16 protein-coding genes are annotated in these 14,442 nt (G+C 67.2%); 3 read left to right on the plus strand and 13 right to left on the minus strand.

Going from position 1 to position 14,442, the window contains the following annotated elements:
- Positions 1–37: 37 nt before the first annotated feature.
- Complete coding sequence (locus tag ACOQFL_RS06200; protein WP_435543123.1) at positions 38–676, plus strand: TetR/AcrR family transcriptional regulator; 639 nt, start codon at positions 38–40, stop codon at positions 674–676.
- A 61-nt stretch (positions 677–737) separates the two neighbouring features.
- On the opposite strand, the gene hisI is transcribed toward ACOQFL_RS06200, so the two are convergent.
- From hisI to hisH, 6 genes are all read right to left on the minus strand, one after another.
- Positions 738–1,124: a phosphoribosyl-AMP cyclohydrolase gene (gene hisI / locus ACOQFL_RS06205; protein ID WP_435543124.1), complete on the minus strand. Its 387-nt coding sequence runs from the start codon at positions 1,122–1,124 to the stop codon at positions 738–740.
- Entirely contained in the window at positions 1,121–1,894 is a 774-nt protein-coding gene (gene hisF, locus ACOQFL_RS06210) for an imidazole glycerol phosphate synthase subunit HisF (protein ID WP_435543125.1), read from the minus strand. Before hisF ends, hisI begins: the two co-directional genes overlap by 4 nt.
- Positions 1,873–2,019, minus strand: a complete 147-nt coding sequence (locus tag ACOQFL_RS06215; RefSeq protein WP_435543126.1) for a hypothetical protein — start codon at positions 2,017–2,019, stop codon at positions 1,873–1,875. The genes hisF and ACOQFL_RS06215 overlap by 22 nt, the downstream gene beginning before the upstream one ends.
- Positions 2,020–2,032: 13 nt before the next feature.
- Positions 2,033–2,767, minus strand: a complete 735-nt coding sequence (priA, locus tag ACOQFL_RS06220; protein WP_435543127.1) for a bifunctional 1-(5-phosphoribosyl)-5-((5-phosphoribosylamino)methylideneamino)imidazole-4-carboxamide isomerase/phosphoribosylanthranilate isomerase PriA — start codon at positions 2,765–2,767, stop codon at positions 2,033–2,035.
- A 78-nt stretch (positions 2,768–2,845) separates the two neighbouring features.
- On the minus strand, positions 2,846–3,061 hold the full coding sequence (locus ACOQFL_RS06225) for a hypothetical protein (RefSeq protein ID WP_435543128.1): 216 nt from the start codon (positions 3,059–3,061) through the stop codon (positions 2,846–2,848).
- The gene (hisH, locus tag ACOQFL_RS06230) at positions 3,058–3,687 is read right to left on the minus strand and encodes an imidazole glycerol phosphate synthase subunit HisH (RefSeq protein ID WP_435543129.1); all 630 of its coding nucleotides are present in this window, start codon (positions 3,685–3,687) and stop codon (positions 3,058–3,060) included. Before hisH ends, ACOQFL_RS06225 begins: the two co-directional genes overlap by 4 nt.
- Before the next feature lie 125 nt (positions 3,688–3,812).
- Here hisH and soxR point away from each other — a divergent pair, with 125 nt between their 5' ends.
- Positions 3,813–4,274, plus strand: a complete 462-nt coding sequence (soxR, locus tag ACOQFL_RS06235) for a redox-sensitive transcriptional activator SoxR (RefSeq protein WP_435543130.1) — start codon at positions 3,813–3,815, stop codon at positions 4,272–4,274.
- Between the two features lie 16 nt (positions 4,275–4,290).
- On the opposite strand, the gene ACOQFL_RS06240 is transcribed toward soxR, so the two are convergent.
- Together ACOQFL_RS06240 and ACOQFL_RS06245 are read right to left on the minus strand one after the other, a co-directional pair.
- A complete protein-coding gene (locus ACOQFL_RS06240; protein ID WP_435543131.1) occupies positions 4,291–4,977 on the minus strand; it encodes a response regulator in 687 nt (228 codons plus the stop codon).
- A 212-nt stretch (positions 4,978–5,189) separates the two neighbouring features.
- The gene (locus ACOQFL_RS06245; RefSeq protein WP_435543132.1) at positions 5,190–6,839 is read right to left on the minus strand and encodes a sensor histidine kinase; all 1,650 of its coding nucleotides are present in this window, start codon (positions 6,837–6,839) and stop codon (positions 5,190–5,192) included.
- A 234-nt stretch (positions 6,840–7,073) separates the two neighbouring features.
- Between ACOQFL_RS06245 and ACOQFL_RS06250 the strand changes: the two genes are divergently transcribed.
- On the plus strand, positions 7,074–8,450 hold the full coding sequence (locus ACOQFL_RS06250; protein ID WP_435543133.1) for a GntP family permease: 1,377 nt from the start codon (positions 7,074–7,076) through the stop codon (positions 8,448–8,450).
- A 60-nt stretch (positions 8,451–8,510) separates the two neighbouring features.
- On the opposite strand, the gene ACOQFL_RS06255 is transcribed toward ACOQFL_RS06250, so the two are convergent.
- From ACOQFL_RS06255 to ACOQFL_RS06275, 5 genes are all read right to left on the minus strand, one after another.
- The gene (locus ACOQFL_RS06255) at positions 8,511–8,666 is read right to left on the minus strand and encodes a CG2302 family histidine operon protein (protein WP_435543134.1); all 156 of its coding nucleotides are present in this window, start codon (positions 8,664–8,666) and stop codon (positions 8,511–8,513) included.
- A gap of 119 nt (positions 8,667–8,785) precedes the next feature.
- Positions 8,786–11,110: an FdhF/YdeP family oxidoreductase gene (locus tag ACOQFL_RS06260; protein ID WP_435543135.1), complete on the minus strand. Its 2,325-nt coding sequence runs from the start codon at positions 11,108–11,110 to the stop codon at positions 8,786–8,788.
- 391 nt (positions 11,111–11,501) lie between these two features.
- Positions 11,502–12,449, minus strand: a complete 948-nt coding sequence (locus ACOQFL_RS06265; protein ID WP_435543136.1) for a PLP-dependent cysteine synthase family protein — start codon at positions 12,447–12,449, stop codon at positions 11,502–11,504.
- 244 nt (positions 12,450–12,693) lie between these two features.
- Positions 12,694–13,308, minus strand: a complete 615-nt coding sequence (gene hisB, locus ACOQFL_RS06270) for an imidazoleglycerol-phosphate dehydratase HisB (RefSeq protein ID WP_092627358.1) — start codon at positions 13,306–13,308, stop codon at positions 12,694–12,696.
- Complete coding sequence (locus tag ACOQFL_RS06275) at positions 13,305–14,423, minus strand: histidinol-phosphate transaminase (protein WP_435543137.1); 1,119 nt, start codon at positions 14,421–14,423, stop codon at positions 13,305–13,307. Before ACOQFL_RS06275 ends, hisB begins: the two co-directional genes overlap by 4 nt.
- Positions 14,424–14,442 lie beyond the last annotated feature (19 nt).

Consider the following 14,442-nt stretch of genomic DNA (forward strand, 5'->3'; position numbering starts at 1 on the left):
GTTGCGGAAGCCGCGTCCCGACAGTGAGGATGAGATCGTGCGACCAGACAGCCACGGCAACGAGGAGACCCGGCTACGACGGGGCAGACGTGGCGGTGATCGGAGTACCAGGGGCGAACTGCTCGACGCGGCCCGCGCCGCGTTCATCGAGAACGGCTACGAGGGCGCCACCGTGCGGGCCATCGCGAGCCGGGCGGGGGTGGACCCAGCGATGGTGCGGCACTGGTTCGGTGGCAAGGAGGGACTGTTCACCGCGGCGGTGGCCATACCGATCGAGCCGGGAAAACTGCTACCGCTACTGCTGGACGGCCCCGACGAGCAGCTGGCGGAGCGGATGCTGGGGATGTTCCTGTCGGTGTGGGACGAGGCGGGAGGCGGCGAGTTCACCGCGTTGATACGCAGCCTGTCCGTGCGGGAGAGCGCGGTGCGCATGCTGCGGGAGTTCCTCAGCACCGCACTCTTCGGCAGGTTGCTGCGTGAGCTGGGCTCCGACGAACCCGAGCTGCGTGCCACGTTGTGCGGATCACAGGTGGTCGGCTTGGGCATGATGCGCTACGTGGTACGGATGGAACCGCTGGCGGGGGCCGACCACGAGACCGTGGTGGCTACCATCGCCCCCAGTCTGCAACGTTACCTGACCGGGCCGTTGCGGCCGAATCTTTCGCGGAGCCCTTGACCGCTCCCCGCCCGGAGCCGGTACCGGTAACCGATCACCCGAGCGGGGCTGTGGTGAGTGCTCACTCGGTCGCGGCCCGCGCCTCGGGGCGCAGCAGCACGTCGGACTCGAAACAGTCGGGGGCACCCGTGTGGCAAGCGGCGCCATGCTGCTCCACGAGCAGCAGCACGGTATCACCGTCGCAGTCGAGCCGGACCTCGCGCACGTACTGCGTGTGGCCGGACGACTCGCCCTTGACCCAGTGCCTGGCGCGACTGCGCGAGTAGTAGGTGGCCCGCCTGTCGCGCAGGGTGAGTCGCAACGCCTCGTCATCCATCCAGGCCATCATCAGCACCTGGCCGGTGTCGTGCTGCTGGGCCACGGCGGCGATCAACCCGTCCCCGTTGCGTTTGAGTCTCGCGGCGATGGCCGGGTCGAGGGCCTCCTCCTGGTGTGCCGATGAGGTCATCGGACCGTGATCCCCTCCGCTCGCATGGCGTTCTTGACTTGCTCGATGGTCAGTTCACCGAAGTGGAAAACACTGGCGGCCAGCACGGCATCCGCTCCGGCGTGCACGGCGGGTGCGAAGTGCTCCACGTCTCCCGCACCACCACTGGCGATCAGCGGAATCCGGACGGCGGCACGCACGGCACGAATCATCTCCAGGTCGAAACCCGCCTTGGTGCCGTCCGCGTCCATGGAGTTGAGCAGTATCTCGCCGACGCCCAGTCGTTCGGCTCGGACCGCCCACTCCACCGCGCAGATGCCGGTTCCCCTGCGACCGCCGTGCGTGGTGACCTCGAATCCGGAGGCAGTTTCCGCACCACCGGACGGAACCCTCCTGGCGTCGACGGACAGCACCACACACTGCGCGCCGAAACGACGCGATGCCGTGCGGAGAAGTTCCGGATCCGCGATCGCCGCGGTGTTGAGGCTGACCTTGTCCGCCCCGGCGCGAAGCAACCGGTCCATGTCCTCGGGACCGCGCACCCCGCCTCCTACCGTCAGCGGAATGAAAACCTGGTCGGCCGTGCCACGAACCACGTCGTAGGTGGTTTCTCGGTCGGCGGAGGAGGCCGTGACGTCGAGAAAGGTCAGCTCGTCGGCCCACTCGCCGTCGTAGCGACGCGCCAACTCCACCGGATCCCCCGCGTCGACCAACCCGGTGAAGTTGACTCCCTTGACCACTCTCCCCTGGTCGACATCCAGACAGGGGATCACACGCACAGCGACCGCCATGCCACCAGCATAAGTGTCCGCCGGTGGACCGGTTCGTCGGCTTCGACGATCGCGTGCGGACGGGTGCGGAACCCGAACGGCGCGGCGATTTCGCGCGAAATCGCCGCGCCCGTGTTCGAGGTCACCCGCTGCCCGTGCTCATCCCCTGACGGCTTCGAGCGCCTCGGCAAGGGTGAAATTGCCCGCGTACAGCGCTTTGCCGACGATCGACCCCTCGAGCCCGGACGGCTCCAGCTCGGCGAGCGCCACCAGGTCATCCACAGTGGAGATCCCGCCGGAGGCCACCACCGGCGCGGACGTGTGGTCGCAGACGGCACGGAGCAACGACAGGTTCGGCCCGCCCAGCGTGCCGTCCTTGCTGACATCGGTGACCACGTAGCGACAGCAGCCGGCGGCGTCCAACCTGTCGAGCACCTGCCACAGGTCCCCGCCGTCCCGCGTCCAGCCACGAGCGGCCAGCCGGTGCCCCTGTTCGCCGATCCGCACGTCCAGCCCGACCGCGACGCGCGAACCGTGCTCGGCGACCACCCTCGCGGTCCACTCCGGATCCTCCAGCGCGGCCGTCCCGAGATTCACCCTGGCGCAACCGGTATCCAGCGCGGCGCGCAACGAATCGTCGTCCCGGATACCGCCGGAGAGCTCGACGTCGACGTCCAGTTTCGCGATCACTTCGGCGAGCAGTTCCCGGTTCGAACCGCGCCCGAAGGCGGCGTCCAGATCCACGAGGTGAATCCACTCCGCCCCCGCCCGCTGCCACGCCAACGCGGCTTGCAACGGATCCCCGTAGGAGGTCTCGGTGCCCGCGGCACCCTGCACAAGACGTACGGCCTGCCCATCGGCAACGTCAACAGCGGGAAGCAACGTGAAAGTCACGGCCCAAGCCTACGACGAACGGGCCACGAGTACGCCGCCACCCGTGACGGTGCCGCGCGGCGGTCGAACCGGTCGCGCTCAGCGCCGCCCTCGCGAACGACTGCCCGAGTACAGCGCGCCCCCCACCGGAACGGCGAGCACCAGCAGAGCCACGGAGATCACCAACCAGCCGGATACCCCCGCCGCCAGCAGATACGTGGCTGAGAACCCGACAACCATGCCGAAGCACAGCACGAACGCCACCACTCTGGCGGCACCGCCAGGACGCATCAACCCGTACCGACGTGCGCTCACAGCGTTTCCAGCCAGTTTCGCAGCAGGGCGCTGCCCGCGGCACCGGACTTCTCGGGATGGAACTGGGTGGCCATCAGGGCACCGTCCTCCACAGCGGCCAGGAACGGCTCGCCGTGCTCGGCCCACACCGACCTTCGCGAGCTGTTCGGCTCTCCGGCGGGTTCCTCCCAACCACGGGCGGCGAAGGAGTGGACGAAGTAGAACCTGGTGGCGGGGTCCATCCCGGCGAACAACACACTGTCGGAGGGCGCGGTCACCGTGTTCCAGCCCATGTGGGGCAGCACCTCAGCCCGCAACGGTTCCACGACACCCGGCCAGCGGCCGACTCCCTCGGCGGACACGCCGTGCTCGACCCCCCGTTGGAACAGGATCTGCATCCCGACACAGATACCGAGCACGGGCCGGTTCTCGGCCAGTCGCCGGTCGACGAGTTCGTCCCCACCGACCTCGAGCAATCCGCGCATACATGCGGAGAAGGCCCCGACCCCGGGAACGACGAGACCGTCGGCTTCCATGGCCGCACGATGATCGTCACTCACTTCGACCCGCGCGCCCGCGTGTTCCAGGGCACGCTCGGCCGAACGAAGATTGCCGGATCCGTAGTCCAGTACGACGACTCGTGGCACGCGACCAGCCTACCCGTTCCCGGAGCGGTAGCGTGCCAGGACGGCGCTCACGGCCGCGGCTGTTCCGATACGCGCTCGACCGAATTCGCATAGTTGACCACTTCCACACTCGTTATGCTGGCGGAGTGTCGAAATCCGCCGCCAAACTGACCATCGGTGAACTCGCCGAACGCAGTGGAATAGCGACCACGGCACTTCGGTTCTACGAAGACCGCGGGCTGATCAGGTCGACGCGTACGAGCGGCAACCAACGACGCTACGAGCGGAGCGTGCTGCGGCGACTGGCGTTCATCCGCGCCGCCCAACGCGTGGGGCTGAGCCTGGAGGACATCGCGGAAGCGCTGCGCACCCTGCCGGACGATCACGCTCCGAGCAGGGCGGACTGGGCGAAGCTGTCGGAGCGCTGGCGCGACGAACTCGACGCCCGCATCGACGGACTGCAACGGCTGCGGGACCGGCTCACCGGCTGCATCGGTTGCGGCTGTCTGTCGCTGAACACGTGCTCGCTGCACAATCCCGACGACTGGATGGCTGCCAGCGGTCCCGCTGCGCCACGGCTTCGGCCGAAAGCCGAGGGTGGGCTCTGAACGGAGCACGAATCGCTCAGCCCGTGTCGTCGAGGTCGGCACTGTAGATGAGCTCGGGGCGTCCGACACCGCCGTGTCGCGGGGAACGTCGTGCCATGTCGCGCTCGACCAGATACTCGAGATACCTGCGCGCCGTCACCCGGGAAACCCCGGCCAGTTTTCCCACCGTCCCGGCTGAGGCGCCGTCCCCGCTCTCGCGCAGGGCCGAAGCCACGGACGTCAGCGTCTGTTCGTCCATTCCCTTGGGCAGTTCCTGGCGATCGTTGTCACGCAGCGTGGCGAACACACGGTCGATCTCGTGCTGCCCGTTGACGGCACCGCCACGGGAGAGCTCGTCCCGGAACCGCGCGTAGTTGCGCAGCTTGTCCCGCATGGCCGCGAAGGTGAACGGCTTGAGCAGATACTGCACGACACCGCTGGAGACCGACTCACGCACCCGGTCGAGATCACGCGCCGAGGTGACCACTATGACATCGGTACCGCTGCCCTGGGTACGCAGCATCCTGCTGACTCGCAGTCCGTCCATGTCGGGCAGTCGTAGGTCGAGCAGCACGAGGTCCACAGCGGTGTGCGTCAGGAAACGCAGCGCTTCCTGCCCGGTGCGGACCCGCCCGACCACCCGGAAACCGGCGACACTGTTGGTACAGGTCTCGTGTGCCTCACCGGCCACCTCGTCGTCCTCGACCACCAGCACCGAAATCATCCGAATTCCTCACCGTCACGACACTTCCCGCCGGGCGACGCGAGCGCACGGTTGTCCGCTTCCTCACCCCGGCAACGGCAGCGGGAAGCATGCCACACGAGCACACCGGTTGTCGTGCAGCTCACCGGCAGGGGTGTGGTCCGCCCGGTTCCCGGAGACGCGCTCGGCGACGTGCCCGCCCGCTCTCCTCCGGAAGCCCATCCGGGCGACGGTCACGTCTCGCTCGGATCGTCGGGTTGGGAAGGCTCCAGCGGCAGTCGCACGGTGAAGACCGCGCCCCGCAGTCCTTCGGCGCCGTTGCACACCTCGATCCGCCCCTCGTGACGCCGCACGCTTCGTCCCACCAGCGCGAGTCCGATCCCTCTCCGCTCGTCCTTACCGGAGTGCCCGTGGCGAAACAGGTTCCGCGTCTCCTCGACATCGACGCCCGAACCGTTGTCGGCCACGCGCAGCAACAACGAGTCCCGCTCGGCGCGAACGGTCACCGCCACCAAGGGGGCCCGGTTCTCGGCCAGGAGCACCGCTTCCACCGCGTTGTCGATCAGATTGCCCAGAATGGTGACCAGATCACGGGAACCGACGCGCGGCGCCGAATCGACGCGGGTGTCCTCGGTGATCCTGACCTCCACCCCACGCTCGCGAGCCTGGGCCGACTTGCCCAGCAACAGGGCGGTGAGCACCGGCTCGTCGACGGCGCCGACCACTCGATCCGTGAGCTGCTGTGCGGTGCGCAGCTCCGAGGTCGCGAACTCCACCGCCTGTTCGGTACGCCCGAGTTCGACCAGCGAAACTATGGTGTGCAGCCGGTTCGCCGACTCGTGTGCCCGCGAACGCAGTGATTCCGAGAAACCGCGCAGTGTCTCCAACTCGCGGTTCAGCGTGCGCAGCTCGGTATGGTCGCGCAGGGTGATGACGTTGCCCAGCGCCCGGCCCGAGTGAGCGGCTTCGACGGTCACCAGCAGGATCCGGTCCTCCACGAGATGCGGTTCGTCCCGCACCGGCGCACCGTTCGAAAACACTTCGAGCAACGCCCCGGGCAGTCCGAGGGACCCGACCCGGCGTCCCGCCACGTACTCGCTCCCGAGTCCCAACAGCGCCGCGGCGCCGTCGTTGCACAAGGTCACTGTTCCGTCGGGCGAGATCAGCAGCAGGCCTTCACCGACCGTGTGCAGGACGGCCTCGTGGTACTCGTACATACCGCTCAGCTCCGCGGGGGTGAGCCCGTGGGTGTGGCCGCGCATGCGCACGCTGACCGCGTAGGTCGCCAACCCACCGAACACCAGGGCACCACAGGCCACCAGCAGCAGGGCACGCAGCTGATCCCGCAACCTGCGGCTCAGTGCGCGAACCCTGATTCCCACGCTGACCAGCGCCCTGACCTCACCCTGCCTGCCCACCACGGGAGCCACCGCTCGTACCGAAGGGCCCAGTGTGCCGGTGTAGGTCTCGGTGAACGTGTTCCCGCGCAGTGCCGGTCCGATGTGTCCCCAGAACCGTTCCCCGATCCGCTCCGGATCGGGATGGGTGTAGCGGATACCGCGGGTGTTCATGATCGTCACGAAGTCCACGCCCGCACGGGAGGTGACTCGGCGCGCCACCGGCTGTAATCGGGCGCTGGGCTCGTCGGAGTCCAACGCCGAACTCACCAAGGGAGTGGTCGCCAACGTCTCGGCCACGGCCCGCACCTCGTTCCTTGCGGCCTGCTGATTCCGCGCCCGCGCGCTGTACCAGGCCAGGCAGGCTCCCGACAGCACCACGACGAGCACGATCACGATCTGCAACACGAACAGTCGACGAGCCAGACTCCAGCGCGTACCGCGATCGGCACGGTCACGGACACGTTTCCGGTGGTCGGCGATCACTGTGACTCTCCTGTCGGGACTCCGGTTCCCGTGGTCGCCGAAGCCCCGGTTCGGCGGCGTGACGGGGGTTTTCGGCCACGGCTGTCCGAGTTTCCGACCGGCCCGGCCCGCGACCGGCCCGGTGAACGAAATGAACACAACGCTGACAGCGCGAGGACATCGACCGATGGTTCCGAAACGACGTTGCCAACCGCAACACGGTGTTAACCGTCGCGACCATGGAAGGCTGGGCAGTTGAACGAATCGCTGATTCTGTTGCACACCGGGGTGGCGATCGCGGGCACGATTCTGCTGATCCTCGCACTTCGGCTCGAACCGCTGATCGCGCTGCTGTGCGGCTCACTCTATCTCGGGCTCGCCACCGGGCTGGGATTCAGCGGCACCACCGAAGCGATCACCGGCGGATTCGGCGGGATCATGACCGATATCGGTCTGTTGATCACCTTCGGCGTCCTACTCGGCTCGTTGCTTTCGGTCACCGGCGCGTTACGCCGGTTGACCGAGGGACTACTGCGGATATTCGGCGCCGAACGCTCGCCGTACGTGTTCGGCACCGCGATGAGCAGTATCTTTCCGGCCATCTACACCGACGTGCTGCTCGTGCTGACGGCACCGCTGGGGCGTTCCATCGCGCCACGGATCAGACGGGACGGCAGGGCGGCCATGGGCGCCGCGCTGATCCTGGGATCGGAGCTGGGGCTCGTGCTGGTCGTCCCGGGTGCGGGAGCGTTGGCCGTAGCCGGTCTGCTGCACGTCTCACTGGGCAGGATGCTGCTGTTCGGTCTGCTGGTGACGGTGCCGACGGCACTCGTGACCATTTACCTTTACCGGCTGCTGCTGCGCGGTGGTCTGTGGAACGGCGAGAAGGACGAACTGGCCGAGGAGGATCCCACCGGGGTCCCGGACGAGGAAACAGCCGGAATCTCGGAGGATGCCCCCACGGGCCCGCCCCGGCAGGAACGTCGTCTACCCGGACTGGGCGTGTCGCTGGCGCCGCTGTTCATCGCGATCCTGCTCATAGCGGGGGGCGGGATCGCCAAGGTGGCGGGCATCACCTCCGGACCGCTGGCTTTCCTCGGTAGTCCGCTGGTGGCGCTGTTCATCGGGGTCGTCATCGCGTACTCGCTGGCGTGGGGCAGTTTCTCCCGGCAGGTCGCGAGTTCGGCCGTGGGGAACGGACTACGGGAGTGCGGCCCGATTCTGATCATCACCGGTATCGGCGGTTCACTCGGCGGAGTTATCTCGGCCACGGGGTTGGAGGACATTCTGGCGGGTTACTTCTCCTCGAACGCCCTGTCCCCACTGCTGCTGGCCTGGTTCATCGCGGTGGTGCTGCACGTGACGATCGGATCCACCTCGGTAGCGGCGATCACCGCGGGCAGCGTGCTGGCACCGGCGCTCGGCAGTACCGACATCGCACCGCTGCTGATCGCCCTGGCCGCGGGCTCCGGAGCGTTGTTCGCGGTGCACGTCAACAGCAACTTCTTCTGGATGTTCCAGCGGCTGTTCGGACTGACCACCAGGGGCACGCTCAAGACCTGCACCCTGGTGACGACGCTGGCCTCCGTCGTCTCGCTGGGCTTCGTACTGCTACTGAGCGCGGTGATCTGATCGCCGCCCACGGCGGCTCGGGAGCTCGCGGCGTGGTCCTGCCACGTCGCGAGCCCGGGGTCACCACGACATCCAGAGGAGTCCGCCCGCCAGCGCCAGTACCGCGCCAGCGGCGAGCACCACGGCGGGCCCCCGTGCGGTCTTCCACATCGAGTAGGAACCGCCTGCCAGGAAGCCCGCCACCGCGAGCAGGATGATCGGCAGAAAATCGCGCACAGCGGGGCAAACCTTTCGTGGCGGTCTCGGCGGGAAATGATCGGCACGGGAGAACCGAACACCCGCGGCAGGAGCCTAGCAGCGGTGCTTCGCGAGTTCCGCGTGCGGAGACCGGGCCGTCACACCACCGTCCGACCGGGCTCCAATCGAACCACCACGGCCTTGGACACCGGAGTGTTGGAGTACTCCGCCACCGAGTCCAGCGGAACCAGCGGGTTCGCCTCCGGATAGTAGGCCGCAACGCAGCCACGCGGGGTCGCGTAGCCGACCACCCGGAACGAATCGGCCCTGCGTTCCTCGATGCCGCCTGAACCGTCCGCCCATTCCGAGACGAGGTCCACGGTCTGTCCCTCGGCGAGGTCGAGTTCCGCGATGTCGACGGGGTTGACCAGCACGACGCGTCGCGCGTTCTCCACCCCGCGGTACCGGTCCGAGAGCCCGTAGATCGTGGTGTTGTACTGATCGTGACTGCGCAGGCTCTGCAACAGCAACCTGCCCTCCGGGACGTGGATCATGTCCGGCACATTGTCCGTGAAGTTGGCCTTTCCGGTGGCGGTGGGAAAGGTCCTGCTGTCACGTGGGGGGTGCGGCAGCACGAATCCGTCGGGTTCACGGACCCGGTTGTTGTAGTCGGCACAGCCGGGAACCACTCGGGCGATGCTCTCGCGGACGCGGTCGTAGTCGTTCTCGAACTCCCGCCACGGGACCGGGTGATCCTCGCCGAGCAGTGTCCGTGCCAGTTCGGACACGATGGCTACCTCGGACAGCAAATCGGGCGAGGCCGGCTCCAGCCGCCCCCGGGAGCCGTGGACCACCGACATCGAGTCCTCGACCGTGACGAACTGCTCCCCGCCGGCCTGACGATCGCGTTCGGTACGACCGAGCGTGGGCAGAATGAGCGCGGTTCGTCCCGGAACCACGTGCGAACGGTTGAGCTTGGTGGATACCTGCACGGTGAGTTCGCAGGCACGCAGTGCCGCCTCGGTCGCGGCACTGTCCGGTGTGGCCGCGGCGAAGTTGCCGCCGAGCCCGAAGAACGCGGTACAGCTGCCGTCGTGCATGGCACGCAGTGTCTCCACCGTGTCCCGCCCGGGCTCGCGGGGCACCGAGAGCCCGAACTCCTCGTCCAGCGCGGCCAGGAAGGACTCCGGCATGCGTTCCCAGATTCCCATGGTGCGGTCGCCCTGCACGTTGGAGTGGCCCCGCACGGGGCACAGCCCCGCTCCGGGTTTGCCGAGCATGCCCCGCAGTAGCTGTACGTTGACGATCTCGCGGATGGTGGGAACGGCCTGTCGGTGTTGGGTGAGCCCCATGGCCCAACAGATCACGGTCGAACGCGAGTCGGCGAGCATCCGGGCGATGCGCTCGATCTGCTGCTGCTCCAGGCCGGTCAGCCGCTCGACCTCCTGCCAGTCGATGTCCCGACCGCGTGCGGCGAACTCGTTGAACCCGTACGTGTGTTCCTCGATGAACTCGCGGTCCAGCACGGTGCCGGGCGCCTCGTCCTCGAACCGCAGTAGCAGGGCACCGAGCGCCTTGAACAGCGCCAGGTCACCGCCGATCCGGATCTGGGCGAACTCGTCGGCCAGCGGGGTGCCGGATCCGGCCACTCCTCGAACGTTCTGGGGATTGCTGAACCGCATCAACCCGGTTTCCGGCAGCGGATTGATCGCCAGGATCCGCCCACCGTTGTGTTTGGTGCGCTCCAGCGAACTCAGCATGCGGGGGTGATTGGTTCCCGGATTCTGTCCCATGACCACGACGAGATCGGCGTGCTCGATGTCGGACAGGGTGACCGAGCCCTTGCCCACGCCGATGGTCTCGCTCAGGGCTGTTCCGGAGGATTCGTGGCACATGTTCGAGCAGTCGGGCAGGTTGTTGGTGCCGAACGAACGTGCCAGCAGTTGGTAGCAGAATGCCGCCTCGTTGCTCGCCCGCCCCGAGGTGTAGAACGAGGTGCGCTCCGGCCCGATCTCGCGGAGTTTGTCCGCTATGACCTCGAACGCTCGCTGCCAGTCGATCGGTCGGTAGTGGGTGTCCCCCTCGCGCCGGATCATCGGCCGAGTCAGGCGTCCCTGTTGCCCCAGCCAGTAGTCGGTTCGTTCGGCGAGTTCGTCGATCGAGTGGTGGTCGAAGAACTCGGGGCCGACGGTGCGGGTGGTGGCCTCCTCGGCGACGGCCTTGGCTCCGTTCTCGCAGAACTCCGCCCGCTTTCGGGAACCGCCATCGGCCTCCCTCGGTTCGGGCCATGCGCATCCGGGGCAGTCGAATCCAGCACGCTGATTCAGCAACGGCAGGGTCTTGGCGGTACGTACCGGCCCCATCTGCTGCAGACTCCGGGCGAGTGAAACCACCACTCCCCGCACCCCGGCAGCGGATCGCTCTCGGCCGTGCACTTCGAGTTCCGATTCGTCGATGTCCTTATCGGGGCCGCGCCGACTCACGTGATCCACCCCGCCTTTCGCCGCGAATTCACTGGTCGAACAGATACATCATCGCGCCGGCACGCCGTAAACGCCAGCACGAGCCCCAATGGAGCCCCCGAAGCGGCGACGAGCACCGCTGCGACGAGTTCACTCCGCCCACGCCAACCGGGTTGCCCCGGTTCTCATCGATGTTTTCCTGGCTCGCTGCCGATCGGCGTGAGCCTTTCCGGTGTTGGAAGCGTCGAAACCACGTCACCAGCGCGACCACCCGCGGGTTCTCCCGCGTCGCGCTCTCGCGAGGACGGCCCGACGTTGTGTAGTACCTACCCGATGTCGGGCCGCCCGGAGCGAGAGCCGGCGGGAGGTTCCGCCAAGCGAGCACCCCGACAACGCGACCGAAGAACTTCGATCAGGCGAAGTGTTCGGTGAGATACTTTTCTCCTTCGTCTGCGAGGAAGGTCACGATCTCCCCCAGCTCCGGTCTGGCACGCCGCAGCCGTTTGGCGGCGAGCAGATGCGCCCCCGAGGAAGGCCCCACGAACAGACCGTAGCGTCTTCCGAGTTCGCGGGACTGCTCGATGGCCTCGGCACTGTCCACGGCCATGATCTCGTCCACCTCGTGGCGATGCCTGTCGAACACTCCCGGCACGAAGCCGTCCGAGATCCCCTCGATCAGGTGCTTGTCGATCTCACCGCATGCCAGGGTGCACGACTCGTTGGGTTCCACGGCCACGATCCGACATCCCGGGTTGACAGCGCGGAACGCCTGCCCCACCCCGATGATCGTTCCACCGGTGCCGACACCACCGACCACGGCATCGGGCTGGACGCCCGGCGGAAACTGCCGCAGGATCTCCGGACCGAGCCAGCTGCGGTTCTCGTCGACATTCCACTCGCTGTCGAACTGCTGCGGCGCGAAATAGCCGGGTTGCGCACCGAGCTCGCGTGCGGTGCGCAGCGCGTCGTTTACGTGGAAGTCGCCGGTGGTACGGACCTCGGCACCGAAAGCACGCGAGATGGCCGCACGTTCGGTGCTGACGTTGCGTGGCATCACCACCAGCATCGGGTATCCCTTGACCGCGGCCACCATGCTCATGGCGTTGCCGGTGTTACCACTGCTGGCTTCCACGATGGTGTCGCCGGGACGCAGCAGTCCCTCCCGTTCGGCGCGTTCGATCATGTAAGTGGCGATACGCGCCTTGATCGAACCCGACGGGTTGAGGAACTCGAGCTTGACCCGGATTCCCTCGATACGCAGCAACGGGGTATCGCCGACCGCTTCCAGCACGGAACCGATGTCGGCGGGGTGATCCGGAACGGAGGGTGGTCTCGCCCCGGCCAGCGGTGATCCGGTCATGCGCTCTCCCTTGACACCATTGTCAAAGCGGCAACACTTCTGTTGCGTAATGCACGCTATGTTGCTTAATGAGCGACAATGCGACCGTATTGCGGTGTTGTCAAGTGAGTCACCCTGCAGTTCCACCCGCTCGTGTGACCTGGGCACCGGAACACCGTGACGCGGGGAAACCGCCACTCGGCCGGAGCGAGCCCGATCCGGTTCGAAACCGGTCCGATTCGAAACCGGTCCGATTCGAAACCGGTTACAGCGTTCCCTTGGTGGAAGGAACCGTGGCGGCGAACCGAGGGTCCGGCTCGACGGCGGCGCGTAATGCGCGGGCGATCGCCTTGTACTGCGCCTCGGTGATGTGATGCGGATCCCTGCCGTGGATCACCCGAGCGTGCAAGTTGATCCCGGCGTGGAAGGCCAACGACTCGAACACGTGCCGATTGAGCACGAAGGGATAGTTGTTGCCGACGCTGAACGTGTTGTACTGCTCGGGTTCCCCCGTCAGCACGCAGTAGGGTCGCCCGGAAACGTCGACGGCCGCGTGCGCCAGTGTCTCGTCCATCGGTATCCAGGCATCCCCGAACCGGCGGATACCCGTCTTGTCCCCGAGAGCCTGGCGCAGCGCCTGTCCCAGCACGATCGCGGTGTCCTCGACGGTGTGGTGCGCGTCGATGTGGATGTCCCCACTGGCGCGCACGGTCATGTCGAACGCGGCGTGCGTGCCGAGCGAGTGCAGCATGTGATCGTAGAACGGCACAGTGGTGTCGACCTCGACACGGCCGCTTCCGTCGAGATCCAGCTCGACCGAGACCGTCGATTCCTTGGTGGTGCGTTCCACCCGTCCGGTACGGGAAACCGTGTCGTTCACCGGGAGAGCTCCTCACGGACTCGCTCACTGGCCGCGAGGAAGGCATCGTTGTCCCGCGGCGATCCTATGGTGACCCTGAGGTGGCCACCGATACCCACGTCCCGGATCAGCACCCCGGAGTCGAGGTAGCGCTGCCAGGCGCGGTGGGCGTCCTCGAACATGCCGAACAGCACGAAGTTGGCGTCGCTGTCGACCGGGGTGAATCCGAGTTCACGCAACCGGCCGGTCACCCTGGCACGCTCGTCCACCAGCTGCTTGACCCCGCCGAGTGTGGCGTCGGCGTGCCGCAACGCGGCCCGCGCGGCCGCCTGGGTGACGGTGGACAGGTGGTACGGCAGCCGCACCAGCAGCAACGCGTCGATCACGGCGGGAGAAGCCGCAAGGTAGCCGAGACGTCCACCCGCGAACGCGAAAGCCTTGCTCATGGTCCGGCTGACGACGAGTTTGGTGGGGAACTCGGCCAGCAACGAGACCGCGCTGTTCCGCTGTGAGAACTCCACGTACGCCTCGTCCACGACGACAAGACCGGGAGCGGCGCGCAGCAGGGCGCGCAGGTCCTCGGGATCGATCGACTGCCCGGTAGGGTTGTTCGGGCTCGTCACGAAAACCACGTCCGGCCGACGTTCGGTCACCGCTCGCGCCGCCTCGGCACCGTCCAGCGTGAAGTCGGAACGACGGGGCTCGGGCAGCCAGTCCGTGCGTGTGCCCGCGGCGAGCACGGGATGCATCGAATAGGACGGCTCGAAGCCCAGCGCGGTGCGCCCGGGCCCTCCGAACGCCTGCAGGAGTTGCTGCAGTATCTCGTTGGAGCCGTTGGCCGCCCACACGTTGTCGGACGAGATCGACACGCCGGTGGCACCGGACAGGTAGGACGCCAGATCCTCGCGCAGCGACACCGCGTCGCGGTCGGGATAGCGATTCAGCCCGGCAGCGGTCTCGCCGACGGTGGCGACGACGTCGTCGACCAGCTGTTCGGGAGGTGGGAACGGGTTCTCGTTGGTGTTCAGCAACACCGGAACGTCCAGCTGCGGCGCCCCGTACGGACTGCGGCCGCGCAGGTCCTCCCGAAGGGGCAAATCGGCCAGCGTCGTCTCGCCGCCGATCACGTCGCTCATCGATTCCACCAATTCGTCG

Origin of the sequence: Actinopolyspora sabaoui (assembly GCF_051225635.1) — a bacterium.
GTDB lineage: Bacteria > Actinomycetota > Actinomycetes > Mycobacteriales > Pseudonocardiaceae > Actinopolyspora.